Genomic DNA, 20,229 nt, shown 5'->3' with positions numbered 1-20,229 from the left:
CGTACCATGGGCGCATCTGACTCCAGCGCGGGGCAAACCCGCCCCCACGCAGGTTATGTGTGCAGTCCAGTGCCTGCCTGCAACAACCTCGCTCAGACCGCCGAGAACACCGACCCGGTCATTCGCTCGCTCAGCAGCTCCAGCGCCCGCAGCCCTGCCAGCGAGTTGCCCGAGGCGTTCAGCGCCGGCGACCACACGCAGATGCTGTAGCGCCCCGGCACCACCGCGACGATGCCGCCGCCCACGCCGCTCTTGCCTGGCAGGCCGACCCGGTAGGCGAAGTTGCCGGCCTCGTCATACAGCCCGCTGGTGGCCATGATCGCGTTGACCTGTTGCGCCTGGCGCGGGCTGAGCACCTGCTCGCCGCTGTGCGGGCAGTAGCCGCTGTTGGCCAGGAAGGCAAAGCCGCGGGCCACGTCGGCGCAGCTCATCGACAGCGCGCAGTGATGGAAGTAGCTGCGCAGCACCGCATCGACATCGTTGTGGAAGTTGCCGAAGGCCTGCATCAGGTAGGCCATGGCCGCGTTGCGCGCGCGGTGCTGGTATTCCGACTCGGCCACCACCGTGTCGCTGACGATGCGCGGGTTGGCCGCCAGGCGGCGGACGAAGTCGCGCATCGACAGGGTGGGGGTGGCATAGCGCGACTGGTTGATGTCGCAGATCACCAGCGCCCCGGCATTGATGAACGGGTTGCGGGGCCGGCCTTTCTCCACCTCCAGCTGCACCAGCGAATTGAACGCCTGGCCCGACGGCTCGTAGCCCAGCCGCGACCAGATGTCCTCGCCACTGTGGTTGATCGCCTGCACCAGGCTGAACACCTTGGAGATGCTCTGGATCGAGAACGGCGTGTGCGCATCGCCCGCGCAGTGCAGCTGGCCGTCCAGGCTCTGCACGGCGATGCCCAGCTGGTTCGGGTCGACCTGGGCGAGGGCGGGGATGTATTGCGCCACCTGGCCCTGGACGAGCAGGGGGCGGACGTGGTCGAGGATCTCTTGCAGGAGTGCTTGCATCGGGAAACCTGGTGCGAAGGAAAGGCGCGTTCGAAAACGTTCAGGTAGACGATGGTCGCTGGCTGCGGAGCACATTTGTTCGTGTCGGCTCGCGGGGTGATGCGCAACCTCCGGGAGCGGGGCAAGCCCGCTCCTGCAGTGACCGCGTTTTACGCGTTGGAGGTTGCCTCGAACGCCGCGCAGTACTGCACGCTGCCCTGCGCCACATCACCGCTGAAGGACAGGGCCTGGAAGTATTCGGCCGGTACGCCCGGCAAGCTCAGGCCCGGCTGGGCCTTGAAACCGAAGCGGCCATAGTACCCCGGGTCGCCCAGCACCACGCAGCCCTGGCCACCCAGACCGTGCAGGCGGGCCAGCGCGGCGTTGATCAGCGCCGAGCCGATGCCCTGGCCCTGACGCCGCGGCAGCACCGAGACCGGCCCCAGCCCGTACCAACCCTCGGCACCCGACGACAGCGTCACCGGGGAGATCGCCACATGGCCGACGATGACACCGGCCTCCACGGCCACCAGCGATACCGTGAGCGCTCCGGCCTGACGCAGGGCGTTGACGATGAACTGCTCGGTGTGGCTGCTGTGTTCGGCGTTGGCAAAGGCGGCTTCGGTCAGCCGGCCGATCGTGGTGGCGTCCTCCGGGCGCTCGTCGCGCAGGCTGATGCCATTGTCGAGATGCCGGCGCGTGTCGGCGTCGATCAGGCCGCGCAGGGCCTCGAACAGCGGCGTGGCGGCAGTGTAGCGCTTGCCGTAGTCGAGGTTGAAGGCATAGTCGAAGCCCGGAGGATTGCGCCCCTGGTTGTGCTGCAGCAGGGTCTCCAGCTTGTCGAGGGCCTTGACCGCCTGTGCCTCGGCCGAGGTGGCGGCCTCGTACTCCTCCCACAACGCCATGATCTCGTCGCGCAGGGCGGCGTCCAGACTCGCCATCAGTTGCAGCAGGTCTTCGCGTTCCTGCCGGCTCTTGTCGGGGAAGCCCTGTTTGCTGACGGCCGGGACGTCGCCGCTGATGGCCTCGCCCAGGTCGTGGACCAGGCACATCTTCAACACCTTGAGCAGATCGAGGTCGCCCAGTTCGTCGGCGAAGGTGATGGCCATCAGGCACAGCCGCCAGGTGTGCTCGGCGGTGCTCTCGGCGCGGCCGCTGGAGGTGTGGGCGCTGCGGATCACGCTCTTGAGTTGTTCGGCCTGGCGCAGGAAGGCGAGGCGGTTCTGCAGTTTTTCGATGTTCATGGTGGCTCCATGTCCTGGGGCGGGTTCAGCGCGTCTGCATGACGAACAGATGATACCCATACTCGCCCAGGTGGTTTTCGTGGATCTTGAGTTCGCGGCGGATGTCGGCCAGGGCCTGGGAGGCGAAGGTCTCGTTCGCCAGGCTGGCCACGCGTGCGCGCAGCGGCTCCAGATAGTTGGCCCAGGCCTGCGCGCTCAAGGGGAAGTGCGACAGGGTGCGATAGCCCAGGCGGGCGATGGCGGCCAGGCGCGTGTCGACGCTGTGCAGGTCGGGGTAGGCGGTCTGCCAGAACGCCTCGGCCGCAGGGGCGAGCCTGTCGGCCACCCGCACCAGGTCGCTGACGACCAGGTAACCCTGGGGCTTGAGGAAGGTACGCCAGTACGCCAGGGCGTTGTCGAAGCCCATGATGTAGGCGCAGCCCTCGGCCCAGATCGCGTCGAAGTGCCGAGGCGCGAACGGCAGCTGGGTCATGCTCGCGCAAATCGGCGTGACCCGTGCCTGCAGGCCCTTGTCGAACAGGGTCGCCCGCAGGCAGCCAAGGCTGTGCTCGTCGTTGTCCAGCGCAGTGATGTGCGCCTGGCTGTGTTCGGCCAGCAGCACGCTGGAGGTGCCACGGCCGCAGCCGATGTCCAGCAGTGTCGCGGGGGCGTGGGGCAGGGCGTGCAGTGCTTTGAGTGAGTCCTCTGGCGACCCTGGGCCAAGGTGCTCAAGGCCCTCGAAGAGGCGTTCGAAGTCGGCCATGTAGCGGTCGTGTTCGTTCATGTCGCGGGACAGCCATTTCAGGCGCAGGGCCTGCTTCTCATTGAATCCTTGCCGGCGCAGCCACGCCAGGTGGGCGCCGGGCGCCTGCTGCTCGAGGGCCTCGTGCCAGGGGCGCATGGACGACATGCCGAGCATCGCCGCCAGCAGGTCACGTGAGCGTTGCCGGGCGGCGATCTCTTCGTCCAGGGTGTGCAGGCGTTCGAGCAGGGCCGCGCGGTCCAGGCGTGCCTCCAGGCAGGCCTGGCACTCCTTCAGGCTCAGCCCGCCGGCCTGCAGTTGCTGCAACAGCCGCAGCTGCTGCAGGTCCTGCTCGCCGTAGGTACGATAACCGTTGGCCTGGCGCCGCGAGGACACCAGTCCGAGTTTTTCGTAATAGAGCAGCGTGGAGCGGCTCAGGCCCACCTTCGCCGCCAGTTCGGATATGCGGTACACCAGTCTTCCCCTCATGCAGTGGGGCGATGATGAACTATGAAGCTATAGACAGGTAAAGCGGGTTTCTACAGAAACAGGCGTTTCTTGAGATCGGGGTTGCCTGTGATCACAGGCAGCGCCGGCGTGCCCTTGAAGGATGTTTTCTCAGCGGCTCTTCAACAGGCCCACGAAGCGCTTTGTGGGCCATTCCTTGAGGTCGGATACCTGGCCGTCGCCCAGCTCCACCAGCCGCAGCACGCCATCGGCGCGCATCACCGTGTCGACCGAGAAGAACGGGCTGTCGATCCGCTTTGCGCACTCTCGCACCAGCTCGGGCACCTTGCCATCCGCACCGTGGGCGCATCCATCGAGTACGAAGTAACGACGCTCGGTTTCCTCGAGGTAGCTTTCCCGCCGCCTGACGCAGATACCGCCCTCGACCTGGCCGCGGTATTGGCGCATTTGGGCCACCAGCGGCGCGATTTCCCGAGGGCTGTCCACCAGGCTGCCGTTGCCGGTGCTCAGCGATTTCACATAGTCCTTGATGAAATAGCCCGGCCATTGCAGGCCGGCGAGCGCCTGCTCGAAATCGGCGTCGTCGGGCAGTATCACCGTTTCGCTTGTATGCGCGGCCAGCAACGGGTACCACTGCGGCAGGTGATGACACTGCCGGTATTGCTCGGGACTGGTCAGCGCGACCGCGGTACAACCATGCAGCAGGTCGACCAGCACGGCGTAGGCCTCGGGCGTCAGCATCCAGCCCCGGTACAACATGCAATCGCCGGGATTAAGGGCGCGGGAGGTTTCGAGCAGACCGGCTTGAAGGGCTTCGAATGAGAACAGCAGGGTGTCCAGTCCGGCCGCCAGCGCCGCGTTGTACTCCTCGGCGTACTGTTCATCGGGCTGTTTCAGGTTGAAGGGTTCGCAGGGATAGAGCAGTCGCATCGGGTTTGCTGTCCATGGCAAGGGTGGGAGGCGCAAAGGCTGTCAGTCTACCCCGATTTCCTCCATGAATTCGGCGAGGAACGACGCCAGCCGCTGATGCCTGAGCGCGGCCAGTCGCGCACCTTCGCCGGTCTGAAAGCCTGAGGCGAGCTTGAGCAGCTTGGTCGGGAAGTGCTCGATGGCGAAGCGGTTGTCGCGATAGTCCCGGTCTGCGGCGGTGGGGTTCTCGACGTAGTAGAGCGCCGACCCCGTGCGCCCGGCCACATAGAAGCAGCGGGCGATGCCGACGGCACCGATGGCGTCGAGGCGATCGCTGTCCTGGAGGATCTTCGCTTCCAGGATCTGTGGCGGCAAACCTGCCGAGTAGCTGTGGGTCATCACTGCATGGGCCACCTGTTCGATGCGCGGTAGCGGCCAGCCCATGTCGGCGAGGATCGCGGCGGCGCGTTCGGCCGAAAGCGTCGAGGCCTGCGCACGCAGGGGCGAGTTCTTTTCCACCGCCACGCAATCGTGCAGCACGGTGGCGGCGAGCAGTACGTCGAGGTCGCCGCCTTCCTTGGCCTGGATACGCTGGACATTGCGCCAGACCCGTTGCAGATGGGCGAGGTCGTGGGAGCCGTCGTTACCGTCGGCGGGCAGATAGGGCAGCAGTTGGGCCGCCAGGGCTTGCAAGGGGAAAAATGGCGCGCTTGCCATGAAAGGGTTCACCGATCAAAGGGAGGATTGAATTCTACGTTGGCGATTAGCGAAGCCGGAGCATTGTCCTTGCCGTTGTCCGGGCGCGGCCTTACCTCAACTGGCGTACTGGGCGATACCGTTGCCGAACGACCAGTTCTCCTTGCGCACCTCGACCAGGTTGATGAACACGTCCTGCGGTCGCACCCCGGCCTCGTGCTCGAAACCTTCGGCGATGGCCTGGTACAGCGCCTTCTTCTGCTCCAGGGTACGGCCTTCGTTGAGGGTGATCTGGATGAACACCTGGCCGTCGGAACGTTGGATGCCCAGGTACCGTGGGTCGCTCACCAGGCCGTCGCCGTCGTGTTCGGTCAGGATCTGGAAATTGTCGTGCTCGGGCACATTGATCGTGCGCCGCATGCAAGCGTAGACGATCTGGCCGAGTGTGCGCAGATGGTTAGGGTCGGGGTGGCGCTTGATATCGATGCGTACCAGTGGCATGTGGACTCCTTGGACGATGGCCAGGCGAGACGCAGAAGCTGGTAGGGCAGGATCAGGCGTGAGCCCGGACAGGCGCCGGGCTCGAGAAGGCAACTACCGTTACTGTGGCAGCAGCTTGGAGGCGCGCTCGCTCGCGTTATTGAAGACCTCGATCAGCCTTTTCGCCAGGGCATCTTCGATGGCCGCTGCAGTGAGCAGGCCCTGGGTGAAACCGATGCCCTGGTCCTTGGCGACAGCCAGCTGCTGGCTGTTCTCTGCCTCGGCCATGTCGCCCAGGTAGTGGGCTGCACGATAGGCGTAGCGCTCGGGGAGTGTCAGCTGTTCGAGCTCCTTGAGCGAGAGGGCGAACTGGCTGGCGGCGGCGGGCTTCAGGCTGAGTTGCTCGAACTGGAGCAGGCTCAGGCGATCGGTAGTCAAGGCGAATCTCCGTTTCATTGCGGGAACACCCGGTTACTGTCCTGCCTTTTGCCGGTCAACGCAAGGGTGGCCAGGGCAGTGGCGCGAAAAGAATCCGCTTGCCCACGGCCTATGCTCGCCTGCCGGAGCGGTAAGGAGGTGCTTGGCTCGGGTGCTAAAACGTTCTAGCCTTCGCGTTTTGATTATTTTCACAAGGGATGCCTGCATGATTTCAACCCTCAGCCGCCGCCGCGTGCTCCAGGGCGCGCTCGGCTGCTCGGCCCTGTTGACCTTGCCCGCCTGGGCGCACGATCCGCTGCGTCAGGCGATGCAACAGCTCGAGGCGGCCAGCGGCAGTACCATCGGCCTGTGGGCCCTGGACACCGGCAGCGGTCGGCAGCTGGCCTGGCGCGGCGAAGAGCGCTTCGCCTTCTGCAGCACCTTCAAGGCCGTCCTCGCCGGTGCCGTCCTGCACCGCAACGAGGCCGAGCCGGGCTTGCTGGCGCGGCGCATCGCCTATGGCGCCGAGCAGTTGGTGGTCTATTCACCGGTCACCGAAAAGCATGTCGGGCCCGGCATGACCGTCGCCGAACTGTGCGCCGCCGCCGTGCAGTACAGCGACAACACTGCTGGCAACCTGCTGCTCGAGCTGGTCGGCGGTCCACCCGGGCTGACGGCGTTCGTCCGCGGCCTGGGCGATCCGACCTTCCGCCTCGATCGCAACGAGCCGACACTGAACACCGCCTTGCCGGGCGATCCGCGTGACACAACGACGCCCCTGGCCATGGGCGTGACCTTGCAGCGCCTGCTGCTCACCGATGGCCTGCCCGCCGCCGCGCAACAACAGCTGCAGGCCTGGCTCAAGGGCAACACCACGGGTGATGCACGTATTCGCGCCGGGCTGCCAAAGGACTGGGTGGTGGGCGACAAGACCGGTTCGGGCGACTATGGCGTGGCCAACGACGTCGCGGTCATCTGGCCCAAGGGCCGGGCGCCGTGGATCCTGGTGGTGTTCAGCCGTGGCACGAAACAGGATGCGCCGTGGAACAGCGAGACGATCGCGGCGGCCACGCGGGTGGTGGTGGAAGCCTGGAAGGGCTGAGCAAGTGTGCGGGCCACATCGCGGGCAAGACCAGATAACACCTGGCCATCACCCCACCCGCGCCCGCCGCCGCTTCTTGCGGTACATCTCGCCATCGGCATGGCTGAGCAGGGTGTCGGCATCCTCGCCATCGGTGGGGTAGCAGGCCACGCCGATGCTGCAGGACGGCATCCTGACGTCGCCGAACTCGGCGCCGAGCGGCTCCTCCATGACCATGGCGATCTGCTCGACCACCTCGTACACGGCGTCCTCCGACGGTACATCGGTCAGCAGCACGATGAACTCGTCGCCGCCGATCCGCGCCACGGTGTCCGCTTCCTGCACGCTGTCCTGCAGGCGTCGGGCGATGGTGCACAGCACGCGGTCGCCGGCCGCGTGACCGTGTACATCGTTGATACCCTTGAAGTCGTTGACGTCGAGGAACAGCAGGGCCAGCCGGCGCTGCTGCTGGCGGGCGGCGCGCAGGGCGGTGGCCAGGCGGTCGTTGAACAGCGAGCGGTTGGTCAGCTTGGTCAGCGGGTCATGATGGGCGAGAAAGCGCAGTTCCTGCTCGGCCTGGGTGAGGGCGGTGATGTTGCGGGCGACGCCGATCCGCGCGCCCACCTCGTCGGACCAGAAGGCCGCCCAGAGGATATGCACGATCTCGCCATCCTTGCGTACATAGCGGTTGCGAAAGTCGAAGTGCGGGGTGCCGTCCATGACCCGGGCGATCGAGGCGCGGGTGGTTTCCAGGTCATCCGGGTGCATGTAGCGGGTGATCGGGGTGCCGGTCAGTTCGTCGGCGCGGTAGCCGAGCAAGGCCTCGCAGGCGTTGCTCACGAATGCGATGGTGTCGTCCCGGTCGACCACGAACACGGTGTCCAGCATCAGGTGGATCAGCCTGGGGTAGAGCGCTTGCAGATCGACGGGCATAGGGCAGAAGTGTCCGAAACGGGTAGCCCGGTCATGGTCCGATCACGCAGGGCGGCCGCGCGAGGTCCTGCAAGCCGCCGGGGGCCGCTCGCCGCGCCCGTGCAGCATACACAGGCTCGGGGGCGCGGCACACTACCTGCGGACAAGCAAACCGTCGGCAGCTTCAGCGCCCCTGCCAGGTCCGGGTCGCAGACCGTGACCGTCATGCCCCGATAGCATGGGGCAGACCGTCGCTCGGTGACGGCCTAGAGTTTCCAGCATCCGGCGAAGCGCTTGCAAACCCCTTCGCGTTGATCCAGTTCAGCCATGTTGCGCAAGTGTTCGAGGCTGATCTGCGCGATCGTCTCCTGCAGGACATAGTTGTAGTAGTAGGCCATGTCGCGCATGCGCTGGGCCTTGCTCGGCAGGCGCGCATCGTTGGTGCCACCGGCCCAGACCTGCAACTGCTCGTCGCGCACGCTGCGCAGGTAGGCGCGGCTGTCGGCGTCGTAGCGTTCCAGCGTGCGTGCCTTGAGGTTGGCGAGCGCCTCGGCGAAGGTTTGCAGGTTCTGCTGGTACTGCTGCCAGTAGGCCTCTGGCAGATCGAGGCCCAGTTCCCGCTTGCGCGCCGCTACCTGGACTTCGGGGGAGGCTTGCCGAGTCAGGGCGACGGCTTTGCGCAACGTGGTCAGTTGCTCCATCTCCGGGGTGACGCTGTCGCGGATGATGCTGTCGATCAACGCGGTGCGCCGGGCGGTGTCGGGCAGCGGTGTGGGTTGTTTCGGGAATAACGCCGAGGTACCCCAGCAGGCGCTCGGGATGGTGTCGATCATCGGATAGGGCTGGCGTTGGTCCTTGCCCTCGACCCGTTGCAGGCGCACCAGCGTTGCCTGGCAGTAGCCAGGCGACTGGTCGAAGCGCAGTTCATATTCGGAGCCTGCCTGCGGTGTCAGGGTGAACGAGGCCGAGCAGACCGTGTTGGCGCTCTGGGTGTTGGCGCGAACATGTATCGGCTGACCGGGTTCGAGGCGGATCTCGTAGTAACTGTTGCTGTTTGCCGGCGGCGGCACGCTCATGTCGGCCCGTCGGCGAGAGTCGGGCACGAACAGGTTGTTGAGGATGCCGCTGGTCCGGCCTTCACAGCGCGCGCTGTCGAACAGGTCGAGGGTGGCGCTGCCATTGCCCGAGATGTAGCGCAGCTTGGCTGCATCAGGGCGGGTGCTGTCGATGTAGGTGCCATTGATACTGCAGGCGCTGACCAGGGTGGACAGGGCGAACAGGGCAAGCAGGCGGGTGGCGGAGGGCATGATCGTCCGTGAGTGAGGCCGTGGGGGCGCCGATGCTAGGGCGATTCTGGCTACTCGTCCAGTGGGCCGAAGATGATCAGCCCACGGTAGTTGAGCGAACCGATGAGGCCAGGTGCTTTTGAGCGCCTACAGGCTTTCTCCGGCGTTCAGGATGCCGACCTTGAAGTAGTCGCCCCAGGTGACGCACATGCCCTTGCGCTCCAGTACGTGCAGCCAGAGCAGGGTGGCGAGGCTGCCGATGGGGGGGCTTGGGCCCCAGGTCGCAGCCGATGACATTGGCGTAGATCATCGCTTCGCGCACCAGGCCTTGGGCATCGCTGGCCTGGATCGACAGGGCACCGATGGTCTCGCCGGCGAGGCATTTGAATACCTCGGGGCGTGAGCATGATGATGGTCTATACATGTGGAGGGCCGAATATGCGGGTTCCCATATGTGAATAGCAAGCCCGTCTGCGCGATGGCAGGGGTGTGGTTCAGGAGAGAGAGGCGAAGGTACTGCCTGCCCGAGGCAGGCAGCCTGTGAACTGTTCAGCGACGATAGTAGCGGTGATCGTCGTCATAGCGATGACGCAGGGCACGCTCGTGATGGCGCTCCCAGTAGCGTTGCCGTTGCATTTCCCGACGGTGCTGTTCCCGGCGCCATTGTTCTCGCCGCCACTGTTCCCGACGCCAGTCGTCGCGGTGGTCATGCCAGCGTTCGTCGTGCCGGTAGCGTTCGTCGTGGGCCAGCAGCGGTGCGGACGGCGTGCTGGCCAGGCTTGGCCAAGGGCGTTCGCTGGCCTGGCGGTCCGCCAGGTCGAGGCTGTGGGCGGGAGGTGTCGAAGTCTTCATGGGGGCGGCGGATGCCGAGCCTGCGGCCACAAGTGCGAACAGGCCAACGAGCAGCAGGCATGGGGCAGGGAAGTTCATGAGTGAAGACAACCTCTGATTGGCAATTGAAGGTGCGTTCGGTGGTTGCTGGAACAACCGTGGAGCGCACTCACCCAATAGACCGGGAAAACGGAAAAAGTTCTGGAGGCTGCGTACGACCTGTCTCGTCTGCTCGGTAATCCCGCTATGTGCCCGCCGGTTGTTCGGGGCCGTTGAGCGGCCCCGCAAATCCGGCGTCACTGTTCAGAAACCGAACTCGCTCAGCCCCGGATGATCGTCCGGGCGGCGCCCCAGCGGCCAGCGGAACTTGCGCTCGGCCTCGCTGATGGGCTGTTCGTTGATGCTGGCGTGGCGGTTGCGCATCAACCCGTCCTCGGCGAACTCCCAGTTCTCGTTGCCGTAGGCGCGGTACCACTGGCCGCTGTCGTCGCGGTACTCGTAGGCGTAGCGCACGGCGATGCGGTTGTCGGTGAAGGCCCAGAGTTCCTTGATCAGGCGGTATTCCAGCTCGCGGTTCCACTTGCGGGTGAGGAAGGCCTGGGCCTGCTCGCGGCTGTTGCAGAACTCGGCGCGGTTGCGCCAGTGGGTGTCGAGGGTGTAGGCCAGGGCCACCTTGGCGGCGTCGCGGCTATTCCAGCCGTCTTCGGCCAGGCGTACCTTCTCGATGGCGGTTTCACGGGTAAAGGGGGGCAGTGGTGGGCGGGACATCGTGGTCGTTCCTTGTGGGGAGTGGGTTTGCAGGAGCCAGATTAGACCCATCCCAGGACAGGGAGAATCGGTGCGCCGGGCACTTGAGAATTGTGCCTGGAGGAACAGTCCGGGCGGGAGTGCCAAGCCTGGCTGTCTATAGTTACCGCACAAACTACCCCCAGCCCCACTGGAGCCCACCCATGACCCTGATCAGCCGCGAACCCTGGTGGCTCGTCCCACCCAAACCCGGGCAGACCGAGCAGGACCTGCACTGGGGCTACCTGGAAATCTACGCCGACGGCCGCACCGTGTTTGTCGACCAGCGCCCCAGCGCGCGGGAGCTGGCCGAACGCAAGAGCTGCCGCAACTTTCCCGACGCCGAAAAGCCCTGAGTCAACCTTCGAGTTGGGCCAGGCGCGCTTCCAGCGCAGCCACCCGGGCTTCCAGCGCCTCAATGCGCTCGTCCGCCACGCTGGCGGAGCGGTGGCCGCCGTCCTGCTGGCGGGCGGCGAGAATCGCCTCGATCTCGGCCGGGTCGCCCAGGGCGTGGGTGTAGCGGTCTTCGCGCTGGCCGGCCTGGCGCGGTAGGTGCAGGGCCAGCTCGCGCGAGACCAGGCGTTCGAGCTGGTGCTGGACCTGATCGACGTCCTCGAAGGCGTACAGGCGATTGCTGCGGGTCAGCAGCTCGCTGAGGGTCTGCGGGCCGCGCAGGAACATCAGCCCCATCAGCACCAGTTGCGCCGGCACCAGCTCCAGGGCCTTGTCTACCCGCTGCTCCCAGCGATCGGCGCGGCTGCCCATCTGCAGGCGCGCCATCTCCTGGCTCTCCAGGTTGCGCAGGGCCTGGCCGACCTGGCCGGGCGTCAGGTTCATGACGGGTTCACGGCTGGTCTTCTGGTTGCAGGCCAGGACCAGGGCATTGAGGGTCAGGGGGTAGGTTTCCGGGCTGGTGGCCTGCTTCTCGATCAGCGAACCGAGCACACGGATCTCGATGCTGCTGAAACGGCCTTCGCCGATGGTTTCGTGTTCTGACATGGCCCTGTCTCGTTGCGAGGAAAAGGCCACTAGCCTAGGTAAAGCGTCGGGCTTAAGCAATCACTGCCGCCGTCGCGAGCCGGGCCTGCACGCATCACCCAGGGTATGAGTGATAGCGGAGCCGACCCGCTGCGGCGACAGCGATCAGGCAGTGCTGCCCAATGCCTGGTCGCTGGCCTTGCCGCGCCCGCCCAGCCACACCAGCAGCAAGCCGGTCGCGGCCAGCAGGCCACCGGCCATTGGCACCGCCGCATAGCCCAGGTCCAGGCTGATCACCGCGCCACCCAGGGCGGCGCCGACGGCATTGCCCAGGTTGAACGCGCCCACGTTGATCGACGACGCCAGCCCCGGCGCCTCGGCCGCGGCGGTCATCACCCGCATCTGCAGCGGTGGCACCACGGCGAAGGTGAACACGCCCCACACCAGCAGCGCCAGGGCGGCGCCGACATGGCTGCCCAGCACCAGCGGCATCAGCAGCATGATCGCCGCCAGCGCGCCGAGGAAGATCCGCGCGGCGCCGTCCAGCGACCAGTCGGCCAGCTTGCCGCCCAGGCTGTTGCCGAGGGTGAAGCCGACGCCGATCAGCACCAGGCCGAGGGTGACGAAACTGTCGGAGGCACCGGTCAGTTCGGCCAGCACCGGGGCGACATAGGTGTACAGGGTGAACATGGCGCCGGCACCCAGGACCGTGGTGGCCATGGCCAGCAGCACGTTGGGGCGGGCGATCACCGCCAGTTCCTTGCGCACATGGGGCACGCTGCCGCGCTCGCCCTTGGGCAGGGCGTACCACAGCGCCGCGATGGCCAGCACGCCGAGCACCGCGGTGCCAGCGAAGGCCATGCGCCAGCCGACCTGCTGGCCGAGCCATGTGGCGGCTGGCACGCCGCCGATATTGGCGATGGTCAGGCCCATGAACATGGTGGCCACGGCACTGGCCTGCTTGTCCCGGGGCACCACGCTGGCGGCCACCACCGCGCCCAGGCCGAAGAAGGCGCCGTGGTTGAGGCTGGTGATCAGGCGTGAAAGGAGCAGGGTGTAGTAGTCCGGCGACAGGGCCGAGAGCAGGTTGCCGAGGGTGAAGATGCCCATCAGCATCATCAGTGCGGCGCGCTTGCCGAAGCGGCTGAACAGCAACGTCATGATCGGCGCGCCGACCATCACGCCGATGGCGTAGGCGGTGATCAGCATGCCCGCGCTGGGAATGCTGGCGCCGACACCATCGGCGATCACCGGCAACAGGCCCATGGGCGTGAACTCGGTGGTGCCGATGCCGAAGGCGCCGATGGCCAGGGCGAACAGCACCCGTTTGGGGGAAAGCGTGCTCATTGGGAGCTCCGAAAAAGCGGTTGAGAACGGGGGTGGGCTTCCATGCCCGGTGCAGATCAGTCCCAGTTCGGCGCCAGGCCGTCCGGGCTGACTTCGCGGCCGTTGCGTTCCAGGGTGGCGATGCGCGCCATGTCGTCGGCGTCCAGGCGCAGGCTTTGGGCAAGCAGGTTGCTGGCCAGGTTCTCACGCTTGGTGGACGACGGGATCACCGCGTAGCCCAGTTGCAAGGCCCAGGCCAGGGCCACCTGGGCCACGGTGGCCTTGTGCTTGGCGGCGATCTGCGCCAGCAGCGGATCCTTCAGCACCTTGCCGTAGGCCAGGGTCATGTAGGAGGTGGTGGTGATGCCCTGCTCCTGGAGGAAGGCAGTCAGCTTGCGGTTCTGCAGGTACGGGCTGAGCTCGATCTGGTTGGTGGCGATCTCGCCCTGGCCGACCACGGCGATGGCCTGGCGGGTCAGCTCGATGTTGAAGTTGGAGATGCCGATCTGGCGGGTAAGACCCTGGTGCTTGGCCTCGGCCAGGGCCTGCATGTATTCGGGCAGCTCGACGCCGTTGCCTGGTGCCGGCCAGTGGATCAGCAGCAGGTCGACATGGTCGGTGCGCAGCTTGGCCAGGCTCTCGCGCAGGCTGGGGATGAGCTTGTCGGCGGCGTAGTGGTCGACCCAGATCTTGGTGGTGATGAACAGCTGGTCGCGCGGCACACCGCTTTCGGCAATGGCTTGGCCGACTTCGGCCTCGTTCTTGTAGATCTGCGCGGTGTCGATGGCGCGGTAGCCCAGCTCCAGCGCCGACTTGACCGAATCGATGACGGCCTGGCCGGTGAGGCGGAAGGTGCCCAGGCCGAAGGAAGGAATGCTCATGGATCTGCTCCTGTCGAGTGAGGGGATCGAAGCCCGGACAGTGGGGTGCGGGTTCGAACGAGTGAGCGCAGTTTGCGCCGTTCGGCGGGATTGATTAAGACGCCGGTGAGTCAAGGTCCTTTGACTTGGAGTCATGAATGGGAGGGTGGGTTGTGATTGGTGGCTAGGCAATAGGGGTATCAAGCAGGGGGATGCATCCGGCATCATGGCAAACCTGCAGGTGGTTGTGATTGAGCAAATGCGGCTAGGCAGGCCCGAGCGCGGATCGACGAAGCTGTGGCCTGCCGTATTTCCAGGAGCACACTGACCTTGCCCGTCAACGTTCATTACAAGACCCGCTTCGACGCCGTGCTCGCCTATATCCAGGACAACCTGGAAGGCGACCTGTCGGTGGAGGCCCTGAGCGCGGTGGCGCACTTTTCGGTGTTCCACTTCCATCGCCAGTTCAGCGCCTATGTGGGCGTGCCGGTTGCCCGCTACGTGCAACTGATGCGACTGCGTCGCGCGGCCCAGCGGCTGCTCGGCCAGCCAGGCCACTCGGTGCTGGCGGTGGCGCTGGAGGCGGGCTTCGAAAGCCCGGAAGCGTTCAGCCGGGCGTTCCGCCGGGCCTTCGGGCATGCGCCCAGCGCGTTCCGCCGCCGGCCTGACTGGCAGGTATGGAATACGGTGTTGGCCATTCCTCATTTTTCCAGGAGCATCACCATGCAGGTACGAATCGTCGATTTCGCCGCCGTGCGCCTTGCGGCGCTCGAGCACCGTGGGCCGGCCAATCGGGTCAGCGAGACCGTGCGCCACTTCATCGACTGGCGCATGAGCAGCGGGCAGTCGCCCGTGGCCAGCAGCCGCAGCTTCGGCATTCCCTACAACAATCCGGACACCACGGCGCCGGAAGACTTCCGCTTCGCCATCTGCGGGGAAATCCACGAGGCGGTGGCGCCGAACGCCCAGGGCGTGCGGGAGTCGAGCCTGCCCGCCGGACGCTGCGCGGTGGTGCGGCATGTCGGCTCGCCGGACCATATCGGCGAGACGATCTATCCGCTCTACCGCGACTGGCTGCCGGCCAGTGGCGAGGAATTGCGCGATCATCCGTTGTTCTTCCATTACCTGAGCATCTACCCGCAGACGCCGCTGGAGCAGTGGCAGACCGATATCTACGTGCCGTTGCGCTAAAGCACGGTCGGCCCCAAACGCAACAGCCCGCCGATTGGCGGGCTGTTGCGTAGGGCCAGGAGCGATCAGCGGCGGCGGAACAGCGGTAGCGGCTCGTCGGTGGCGCCCTGGTAGGTCACCGAGAAGTCCTTCAGGCTCTGCAGCGCGTCTTCCGGGTCCTTGTCGGCACGGATGGCGAACGCGTCGAAGCCGCAGCGGGCCATGTAGAACAGCTGGTCGCGCAGCACGTCGCCGATGGCGCGCAGCTCGCCCTTGAACTTGTAGCGGTCACGCAGCAGGCGCGCGTTGGAGTAGTTGCGCCCGTCGGTGAAGGCCGGGAAGTTCAGGGCGATGACCTGGAAGTGCTCGACGTCTTCGCCGATTTCCTCGGCTTCCTCGTCGCTGTCCAGCCAGATGCCCAGGCCGCCGTCGCGGGCCTTGAGCAGGCTCGGATGGTCACGCCACAGCTGCAGCGGCACGATGTAGTCGTCGCAGTTGGTCAGCTCGTCGATCGAGACGTCCTTGGGCAGCAGGTGCCAGGTTTCGTCGACGATCTGGTTGTTCTTAATGATTCGCTGCATAGACGCGTTCCTTGAAGGGGTCGATGCCGATCCGCTGGTAGGTGTCGATGAAGCGCTCGTCTTCGGTGCGCTGCTCGACGTACACATTGATCAGCTTCTCGATCACGTCGGCCATGTCGTCCTGGGCGAAGGAGGGGCCGAGGATCTTGCCCAGGCTCGCGTCGCGTGCGGCATTGCCACCCAGCGAGACCTGGTAGAACTCCTCGCCCTTCTTGTCCACGCCAAGGATGCCGATGTGGCCGACGTGGTGGTGGCCGCAGGCGTTCATGCAGCCGGAGATGTTCAGGTCGAGCTCGCCGATGTCGAACAGGTAGTCCAGGTCGTCGAAGCGGCGCTGGATGGACTCGGCGATCGGGATCGACTTGGCGTTGGCCAGCGAGCAGAAATCACCGCCCGGGCAGCAGATGATGTCGGTCAGCAGGCCAATGTTCGGGGTGGCGAAGCCTTGCTCGCGCAGTTCCAGCCACAGCGCGTGCAGCTGGCGCTGCTCGACGTCGGCGAGGATGATGTTCTGCTCATGGGAGGTGCGCAGGAAACCGAAGCTGTAGCGCTCGGCGAAGTCCGCGACGGCGTCGAGCTGCTTGTCGGTCAGGTCGCCCGGGGCGACGCCGGTGGGCTTGAGCGACAGGGTCACGGCGACGTAGCCCGGCTTCTTGTGCGCGCGGGTGTTGCGCGAGCGCCAGCGGGTGAAGCCTGGGTGCTCGGCGTCCAGGGCGCTGTAGTCGACATTGTCGAGGGCCAGGTACTCGGGGTCGACGAAGTGACGGGCAACGCGCTGCACCTCGTCCTCGGTCAGGGTGGTGCTGCCACCGCGCAGGTGGGCCATCTCGGCCTCGACCTTCTCGGCGAACACTTCCGGGGTGAGGGCCTTGACCAGGATCTTGATCCGCGCCTTGTACTTGTTGTCACGGCGGCCGTAACGGTTGTACACGCGCAGGATGGCATCCAGGTAGCTGAGCAGGTCCTGCCAGGGCAGGAACTCGTTGATGAACGAGCCGATCACCGGGGTGCGGCCCAGGCCGCCGCCGACCAGCACGCGGAAGCCCAGCTCACCGGCGGCGTTGCGCACCGGCTCCAGGCCGATGTCGTGCACTTCGATGGCGGCGCGGTCGTCGCTGGAGCCGTTCACGGCGATCTTGAACTTGCGCGGCAGGTAGGCGAATTCCGGGTGGAAGGTGGTCCACTGGCGGACGATCTCGCACCACGGGCGCGGATCCACCAGCTCGTCGGCGGCGACACCGGCGAACTGGTCGGTGGTGACGTTGCGCAGGCAGTTGCCGCTGGTCTGGATCGCGTGCATCTGCACGGTGGCCAGTTCAGCCAGGATTTCCGGGATGTCTTCCAGCGCCGGCCAGTTGTACTGCACGTTCTGGCGGGTGCTGATGTGCGCGTAACCCTTGTCGTAGTCGCGGGCGATCTTCGCCAGCATGCGGGCCTGGCGGGCGTTCAACTGGCCATAGGGCACGGCGACACGCAGCATCGGCGCGAAACGTTGGATATACAGGCCGTTCTGCAGGCGCAGAGGGCGGAATTCTTCTTCGCTCAGCTCACCGGCCAGGTAGCGGCGGGTCTGATCACGGAACTGCTTGACGCGGTCCTCGATGATCCGCTGATCGTACTCGTCGTATACGTACATATAAGTCCTGTCTCAGGCTAGCATGCAGCTAATCGCGCGCACGGCCGCGCACTCCAGGTCGGAGCCGAGGCACGATAGCAGAGTGGGTTTATGCGCTAAAGTGATGTTTTTGCATATGAAAAGAACCATTTGGACTAAGTGAGACTGACTGGCATTTGTCCGCGCCGGTACATCGCGGCGCTATAATCCGGGGTTTGCTCCGCAGGGAAGTATCAGCATGCTCAAGGCCTTGTGCCAGAGCCTGTGCCTGAGCCTGCCACTGGCAGCGAGCGCACAGGCAGCGTCCGTGGTGTTCCTCAACCCGGGCTATTCCAATGAGACGTTCTGGGTCGATTATTCGCGCTTCATGCAGGCCGCCGCCCAGGACCTGGGCATGGCCTTGCGCGTGCAGTACAGCGAGCGCCGTGCCGACCTCGCGCTGACCCAGGCCCGCGAAGTGCTGCAAGGACCGCAGCGCCCGGACTACCTGGTGCTGGTCAACGAGCAGTATGTCGCGCCAGAGATCATCCGCCTGTCACGGGGCACCGGGGTCAAGCTCTTTCTGGTCAACAACGGCCTCACCGACAGCCAGGCGCACAGCGTCCAGGCACAGCCCGACAAGTATCCTGAAGTGCTCGGCACCCTGGTCAGCAACGACGAGGAGGCCGGTTACCAGATGCTCAAGGCGATGGTGGCGCAGGTGCCGACTGACGCAGGGCCGGTTGACCTGCTGGCCTTCGCCGGGATCAAGACCACGCCCGCCTCGCAATTGCGGGTGCAGGGCATGCGCCGGGCGCTGGCGGAGTTCCCCCAGGTGCGCCTGCGCCAGGTGGTGTATGGCGGCTGGCGCCGCGAACGCGCCTTCGAGCAGGCGCAGATGCTGCTGGAGCGCTACCCCGACACGCGCCTGGTGTGGTCGGCCAACGACCAGATGGCGTTCGGCGCCATGCAAGCGTTCGAGGCCCTGGGCAAGGTGCCGGGGCGCGATGCCCTGTTCAGCGCGGTCAACAGCTCGCCCGAGGCCCTGCGGGCGCGGATCGACGGGCGTCTGAGCGTGCTGATGGGCGGGCATTTTACCCTCGGCGGCTGGGCCATGGTCATGTTGCATGATGATGCCCAGGGGTTGGCAGTGGGGCGCGACGGCCAGCGGGAACATAGCGTGCCGGCCTTGCAACTGATCGACGCGGACAAGGCCCGGCGCTGGCTCAAGCTGCTGGAACAGGACAACCACGGCATCGACTTCCACCGCTTCAGTGCCGAGGGCAGGCCGACGGACTTTCGCTACCCCTTTCTCACGTCACCCGTCGACTACTGAAAACCCCTGCTTGAGGGAAGGGCATTGCTGGACTTAACTGCTGCTTGTGAAGTGCATTCCCATAACCACTACAAGAGGCAATGCAATGGGAAACTCTACCAAGGTCCGCAAAGCTGACAGCAGTGTCGATGCCTGGGCGATCCTGTGTCTGATCGTGCTGGTGGTGGTCACTGCGGTGTATTGGGTCAGCCATCAGTAGCCAGTAGCGCAAAACTGCTCGAGACCGTGAGTAACACCTGAACCGCCCGCGGAAGGGATATCCGCGGGCGGGTTGCGTTTGGGCCAGCTAATGCATACCCCCTGTAGGAGCGGCCTTGTGCAGGGGCTGGCCCTGGCGCGGCTAGCGCGCCGTCAGGTGCAGCGCCAGCTGCACCAGGCCAATCAGCACGAAGATGAAGATCAGCGTGAACAGCGTTCCCATCACGATGAAATGGCTGGCCTTGCCGTAGGTGAAGTCGCGCGCGCGGTTCTTGCCGCTCTGCACGCCGAAGGCGGCGGCGAGGATGCTTTGCAGCATCTGCCAGAAGGTCGGTGGCTTGCCGTGTTGGTGGTCGTCCATGAGTGGCTCCCGGGTTCAGAGGCAATCCCCCACAGTGTAGGCGACTCAGGCCGATGCCATGGACGAATCCGCCTGCTCCTGCTCATCCTGGGCCACCACCCGCTCGCACAGCTCGATGATCTGCTCGCGCATCCAGCGGTTGGCCGGGTCCTGGTCGGTGCTTTCGTGCCAGTACAGGTGGGTCTCCAGCGCCGGCACCTCCACCGGCAGCGGCTGGTGACGCAGCTGATGACGGCGGGCGAAGCGCTCGGGCACGGTCATGACCATGTCGGTCTGCTGCAGCACCTGCGAAGCCATCAGGTAGTGCTGCGAGCGCAGCGCGACACGGCGCTGCACGCCCATCTTGCCCAGGGCCAGGTCGACATAGCCCAAGCCGTTGCGGCGGCTGGAAATATGGATGTGGGTCATGGCCAGGTAGCTGTCCAGGGTCAGCTTGCCGTCGGCCTGCGGATGGCCGGGGCGCATGGCGCAGACGTAGCGGTCCTGCATCAGCTTGACGTGGCGCACTTGTGGGTCGGTATTCAGCGGCGCGTCGACGGCGAAGTCCAGGCGCCCGGCGGCCAGTTCCTTCGTGGTCTCGCGGCGCTTGCACAGGAAGCTCTCGATCACCAGTGCCGGGGCCAGGCGGCGCAGGCGCTGGAACAACGGCGGCAGGATCACCGCCTCGGTGAGGTCGGTCATGCTGATGCGAAAAGTCTTGCTGGCCTGCAGCGGGGTGAAGATGCGGCTTTCCTGCACCGAGGTGCGCAGCAGCGACAACGCGTTGCGCACCGGGCCGATGATGTTCTGCGCCATGGGCGTGGGCACCATGCCCTGGGCGGTGCGCACGAACAGCGGATCGTTGAAGGTCTCGCGCAGGCGCGATAGGGCGTTGGACACCGCCGGCTGGGTGATGCCGACGATCTGCCCGGCGCGGGTCAGGTTGGCTTCGGTGTAGATGGCGTCGAAGACGATGAACAGGTTGAGGTCGACCTTGCTGAGGTTCATGGGCGCCGCTCTTTGTTG

Annotated in this window: 22 protein-coding genes and 2 pseudogenes; 4 read left to right on the top strand and 20 right to left on the bottom strand. The window is 65.7% G+C overall.

Annotated elements, in window-relative coordinates; genetic code table 11:
• Nucleotides 1-92: 92 nt before the first annotated feature.
• The 8 genes and pseudogenes from glsB to K5H97_RS17255 all read right to left on the bottom strand — a co-directional run bounded on the left by glsB (nucleotide 93) and on the right by K5H97_RS17255 (nucleotide 5,945).
• The gene (glsB, locus tag K5H97_RS17285) at nucleotides 93-1,010 is read right to left on the bottom strand and encodes a glutaminase B (protein ID WP_028691427.1); all 918 of its coding nucleotides are present in this window, start codon (nucleotides 1,008-1,010) and stop codon (nucleotides 93-95) included.
• A gap of 149 nt (nucleotides 1,011-1,159) precedes the next feature.
• Complete coding sequence (locus tag K5H97_RS29730; protein ID WP_247284610.1) at nucleotides 1,160-1,666, bottom strand: GNAT family N-acetyltransferase; 507 nt, start codon at nucleotides 1,664-1,666, stop codon at nucleotides 1,160-1,162.
• Nucleotides 1,667-1,675: 9 nt separating this feature from the next.
• Nucleotides 1,676-2,233: pseudogene (locus K5H97_RS29725) on the bottom strand (HD domain-containing protein); the annotation flags it as partial.
• Between the two features lie 25 nt (nucleotides 2,234-2,258).
• Nucleotides 2,259-3,428: a MerR family transcriptional regulator gene (locus tag K5H97_RS17275; protein WP_028691428.1), complete on the bottom strand. Its 1,170-nt coding sequence runs from the start codon at nucleotides 3,426-3,428 to the stop codon at nucleotides 2,259-2,261.
• Nucleotides 3,429-3,572: 144 nt separating this feature from the next.
• A complete protein-coding gene (locus K5H97_RS17270; RefSeq protein ID WP_028691429.1) occupies nucleotides 3,573-4,352 on the bottom strand; it encodes an ATP-grasp domain-containing protein in 780 nt (259 codons plus the stop codon).
• 42 nt (nucleotides 4,353-4,394) lie between these two features.
• Nucleotides 4,395-5,048: an HD domain-containing protein gene (locus K5H97_RS17265; protein WP_028691430.1), complete on the bottom strand. Its 654-nt coding sequence runs from the start codon at nucleotides 5,046-5,048 to the stop codon at nucleotides 4,395-4,397.
• Nucleotides 5,049-5,144: 96 nt separating this feature from the next.
• Nucleotides 5,145-5,528 (bottom strand): tautomerase family protein, encoded by a 384-nt coding sequence (locus K5H97_RS17260; protein WP_028691431.1) that lies wholly within the window; start codon nucleotides 5,526-5,528, stop codon nucleotides 5,145-5,147.
• Between the two features lie 99 nt (nucleotides 5,529-5,627).
• Nucleotides 5,628-5,945 (bottom strand): hypothetical protein, encoded by a 318-nt coding sequence (locus tag K5H97_RS17255; protein WP_028691432.1) that lies wholly within the window; start codon nucleotides 5,943-5,945, stop codon nucleotides 5,628-5,630.
• A gap of 205 nt (nucleotides 5,946-6,150) precedes the next feature.
• Between K5H97_RS17255 and bla the strand changes: the two genes are divergently transcribed.
• Nucleotides 6,151-7,026 (top strand): class A beta-lactamase, encoded by an 876-nt coding sequence (gene bla / locus K5H97_RS17250; protein ID WP_028691433.1) that lies wholly within the window; start codon nucleotides 6,151-6,153, stop codon nucleotides 7,024-7,026.
• Nucleotides 7,027-7,074: 48 nt separating this feature from the next.
• Here the strand turns inward: bla and K5H97_RS17245 are convergent, their stop codons facing one another.
• The 5 genes and pseudogenes from K5H97_RS17245 to K5H97_RS17225 all read right to left on the bottom strand — a co-directional run bounded on the left by K5H97_RS17245 (nucleotide 7,075) and on the right by K5H97_RS17225 (nucleotide 10,802).
• Nucleotides 7,075-7,938, bottom strand: coding sequence for a sensor domain-containing diguanylate cyclase (locus tag K5H97_RS17245; RefSeq protein ID WP_028691434.1), 864 nt, complete (start codon nucleotides 7,936-7,938; stop codon nucleotides 7,075-7,077).
• Nucleotides 7,939-8,183: 245 nt separating this feature from the next.
• Complete coding sequence (locus K5H97_RS17240) at nucleotides 8,184-9,224, bottom strand: hypothetical protein (protein ID WP_028691435.1); 1,041 nt, start codon at nucleotides 9,222-9,224, stop codon at nucleotides 8,184-8,186.
• A 126-nt stretch (nucleotides 9,225-9,350) separates the two neighbouring features.
• Nucleotides 9,351-9,567 (bottom strand): annotated as a pseudogene (locus K5H97_RS17235) (ArsB/NhaD family transporter); the annotation flags it as partial.
• A 185-nt stretch (nucleotides 9,568-9,752) separates the two neighbouring features.
• Complete coding sequence (locus tag K5H97_RS17230; protein WP_028691436.1) at nucleotides 9,753-10,133, bottom strand: hypothetical protein; 381 nt, start codon at nucleotides 10,131-10,133, stop codon at nucleotides 9,753-9,755.
• Nucleotides 10,134-10,337: 204 nt separating this feature from the next.
• Nucleotides 10,338-10,802 carry a nuclear transport factor 2 family protein gene (locus K5H97_RS17225; RefSeq protein ID WP_028691437.1) on the bottom strand — a complete coding sequence of 155 codons (465 nt, stop codon included), beginning with the start codon at nucleotides 10,800-10,802 and terminating at the stop codon, nucleotides 10,338-10,340.
• A gap of 182 nt (nucleotides 10,803-10,984) precedes the next feature.
• Here K5H97_RS17225 and K5H97_RS17220 point away from each other — a divergent pair, with 182 nt between their 5' ends.
• The gene (locus tag K5H97_RS17220; RefSeq protein ID WP_028691438.1) at nucleotides 10,985-11,176 is read left to right on the top strand and encodes a hypothetical protein; all 192 of its coding nucleotides are present in this window, start codon (nucleotides 10,985-10,987) and stop codon (nucleotides 11,174-11,176) included.
• Nucleotide 11,177: 1 nt separating this feature from the next.
• Here K5H97_RS17220 and K5H97_RS17215 read toward each other — a convergent pair whose 3' ends face one another.
• The 3 genes from K5H97_RS17215 to dkgB form a co-directional block, all read right to left on the bottom strand.
• On the bottom strand, nucleotides 11,178-11,819 hold the full coding sequence (locus K5H97_RS17215) for a YceH family protein (RefSeq protein WP_028691439.1): 642 nt from the start codon (nucleotides 11,817-11,819) through the stop codon (nucleotides 11,178-11,180).
• Nucleotides 11,820-11,963: 144 nt separating this feature from the next.
• A complete protein-coding gene (locus K5H97_RS17210; protein ID WP_036986217.1) occupies nucleotides 11,964-13,145 on the bottom strand; it encodes an MFS transporter in 1,182 nt (393 codons plus the stop codon).
• 56 nt (nucleotides 13,146-13,201) lie between these two features.
• Nucleotides 13,202-14,005, bottom strand: a complete 804-nt coding sequence (dkgB, locus tag K5H97_RS17205; RefSeq protein WP_028691441.1) for a 2,5-didehydrogluconate reductase DkgB — start codon at nucleotides 14,003-14,005, stop codon at nucleotides 13,202-13,204.
• A 309-nt stretch (nucleotides 14,006-14,314) separates the two neighbouring features.
• Between dkgB and K5H97_RS17200 the strand changes: the two genes are divergently transcribed.
• Complete coding sequence (locus K5H97_RS17200) at nucleotides 14,315-15,175, top strand: AraC family transcriptional regulator (protein ID WP_028691442.1); 861 nt, start codon at nucleotides 14,315-14,317, stop codon at nucleotides 15,173-15,175.
• A 65-nt stretch (nucleotides 15,176-15,240) separates the two neighbouring features.
• On the opposite strand, the gene K5H97_RS17195 is transcribed toward K5H97_RS17200, so the two are convergent.
• Together K5H97_RS17195 and K5H97_RS17190 are read right to left on the bottom strand one after the other, a co-directional pair.
• Nucleotides 15,241-15,735 carry a DUF934 domain-containing protein gene (locus tag K5H97_RS17195; protein WP_028691443.1) on the bottom strand — a complete coding sequence of 165 codons (495 nt, stop codon included), beginning with the start codon at nucleotides 15,733-15,735 and terminating at the stop codon, nucleotides 15,241-15,243.
• Nucleotides 15,719-17,371, bottom strand: a complete 1,653-nt coding sequence (locus K5H97_RS17190; protein WP_028691444.1) for a nitrite/sulfite reductase — start codon at nucleotides 17,369-17,371, stop codon at nucleotides 15,719-15,721. Before K5H97_RS17190 ends, K5H97_RS17195 begins: the two co-directional genes overlap by 17 nt.
• Nucleotides 17,372-17,588: 217 nt before the next feature.
• On the opposite strand from K5H97_RS17190, the gene K5H97_RS17185 reads away from it, so the two are divergent.
• Nucleotides 17,589-18,665, top strand: a complete 1,077-nt coding sequence (locus K5H97_RS17185; RefSeq protein ID WP_028691445.1) for an ABC transporter substrate-binding protein — start codon at nucleotides 17,589-17,591, stop codon at nucleotides 18,663-18,665.
• Between the two features lie 340 nt (nucleotides 18,666-19,005).
• Here the strand turns inward: K5H97_RS17185 and K5H97_RS17180 are convergent, their stop codons facing one another.
• Both K5H97_RS17180 and K5H97_RS17175 read right to left on the bottom strand, forming a co-directional pair.
• Nucleotides 19,006-19,224, bottom strand: coding sequence for a DUF2970 domain-containing protein (locus tag K5H97_RS17180; protein WP_028691446.1), 219 nt, complete (start codon nucleotides 19,222-19,224; stop codon nucleotides 19,006-19,008).
• Between the two features lie 45 nt (nucleotides 19,225-19,269).
• Complete coding sequence (locus K5H97_RS17175; protein ID WP_028691447.1) at nucleotides 19,270-20,211, bottom strand: LysR family transcriptional regulator; 942 nt, start codon at nucleotides 20,209-20,211, stop codon at nucleotides 19,270-19,272.
• Nucleotides 20,212-20,229 lie beyond the last annotated feature (18 nt).

The organism is Pseudomonas mosselii (assembly GCF_019823065.1).
GTDB classification, from domain to species: Bacteria; Pseudomonadota; Gammaproteobacteria; order Pseudomonadales; family Pseudomonadaceae; genus Aquipseudomonas; species Aquipseudomonas mosselii.
The sequence above is the reverse complement of the archived record's forward strand: the minus strand, read 5'-3'. Positions and strand labels throughout refer to the sequence as shown.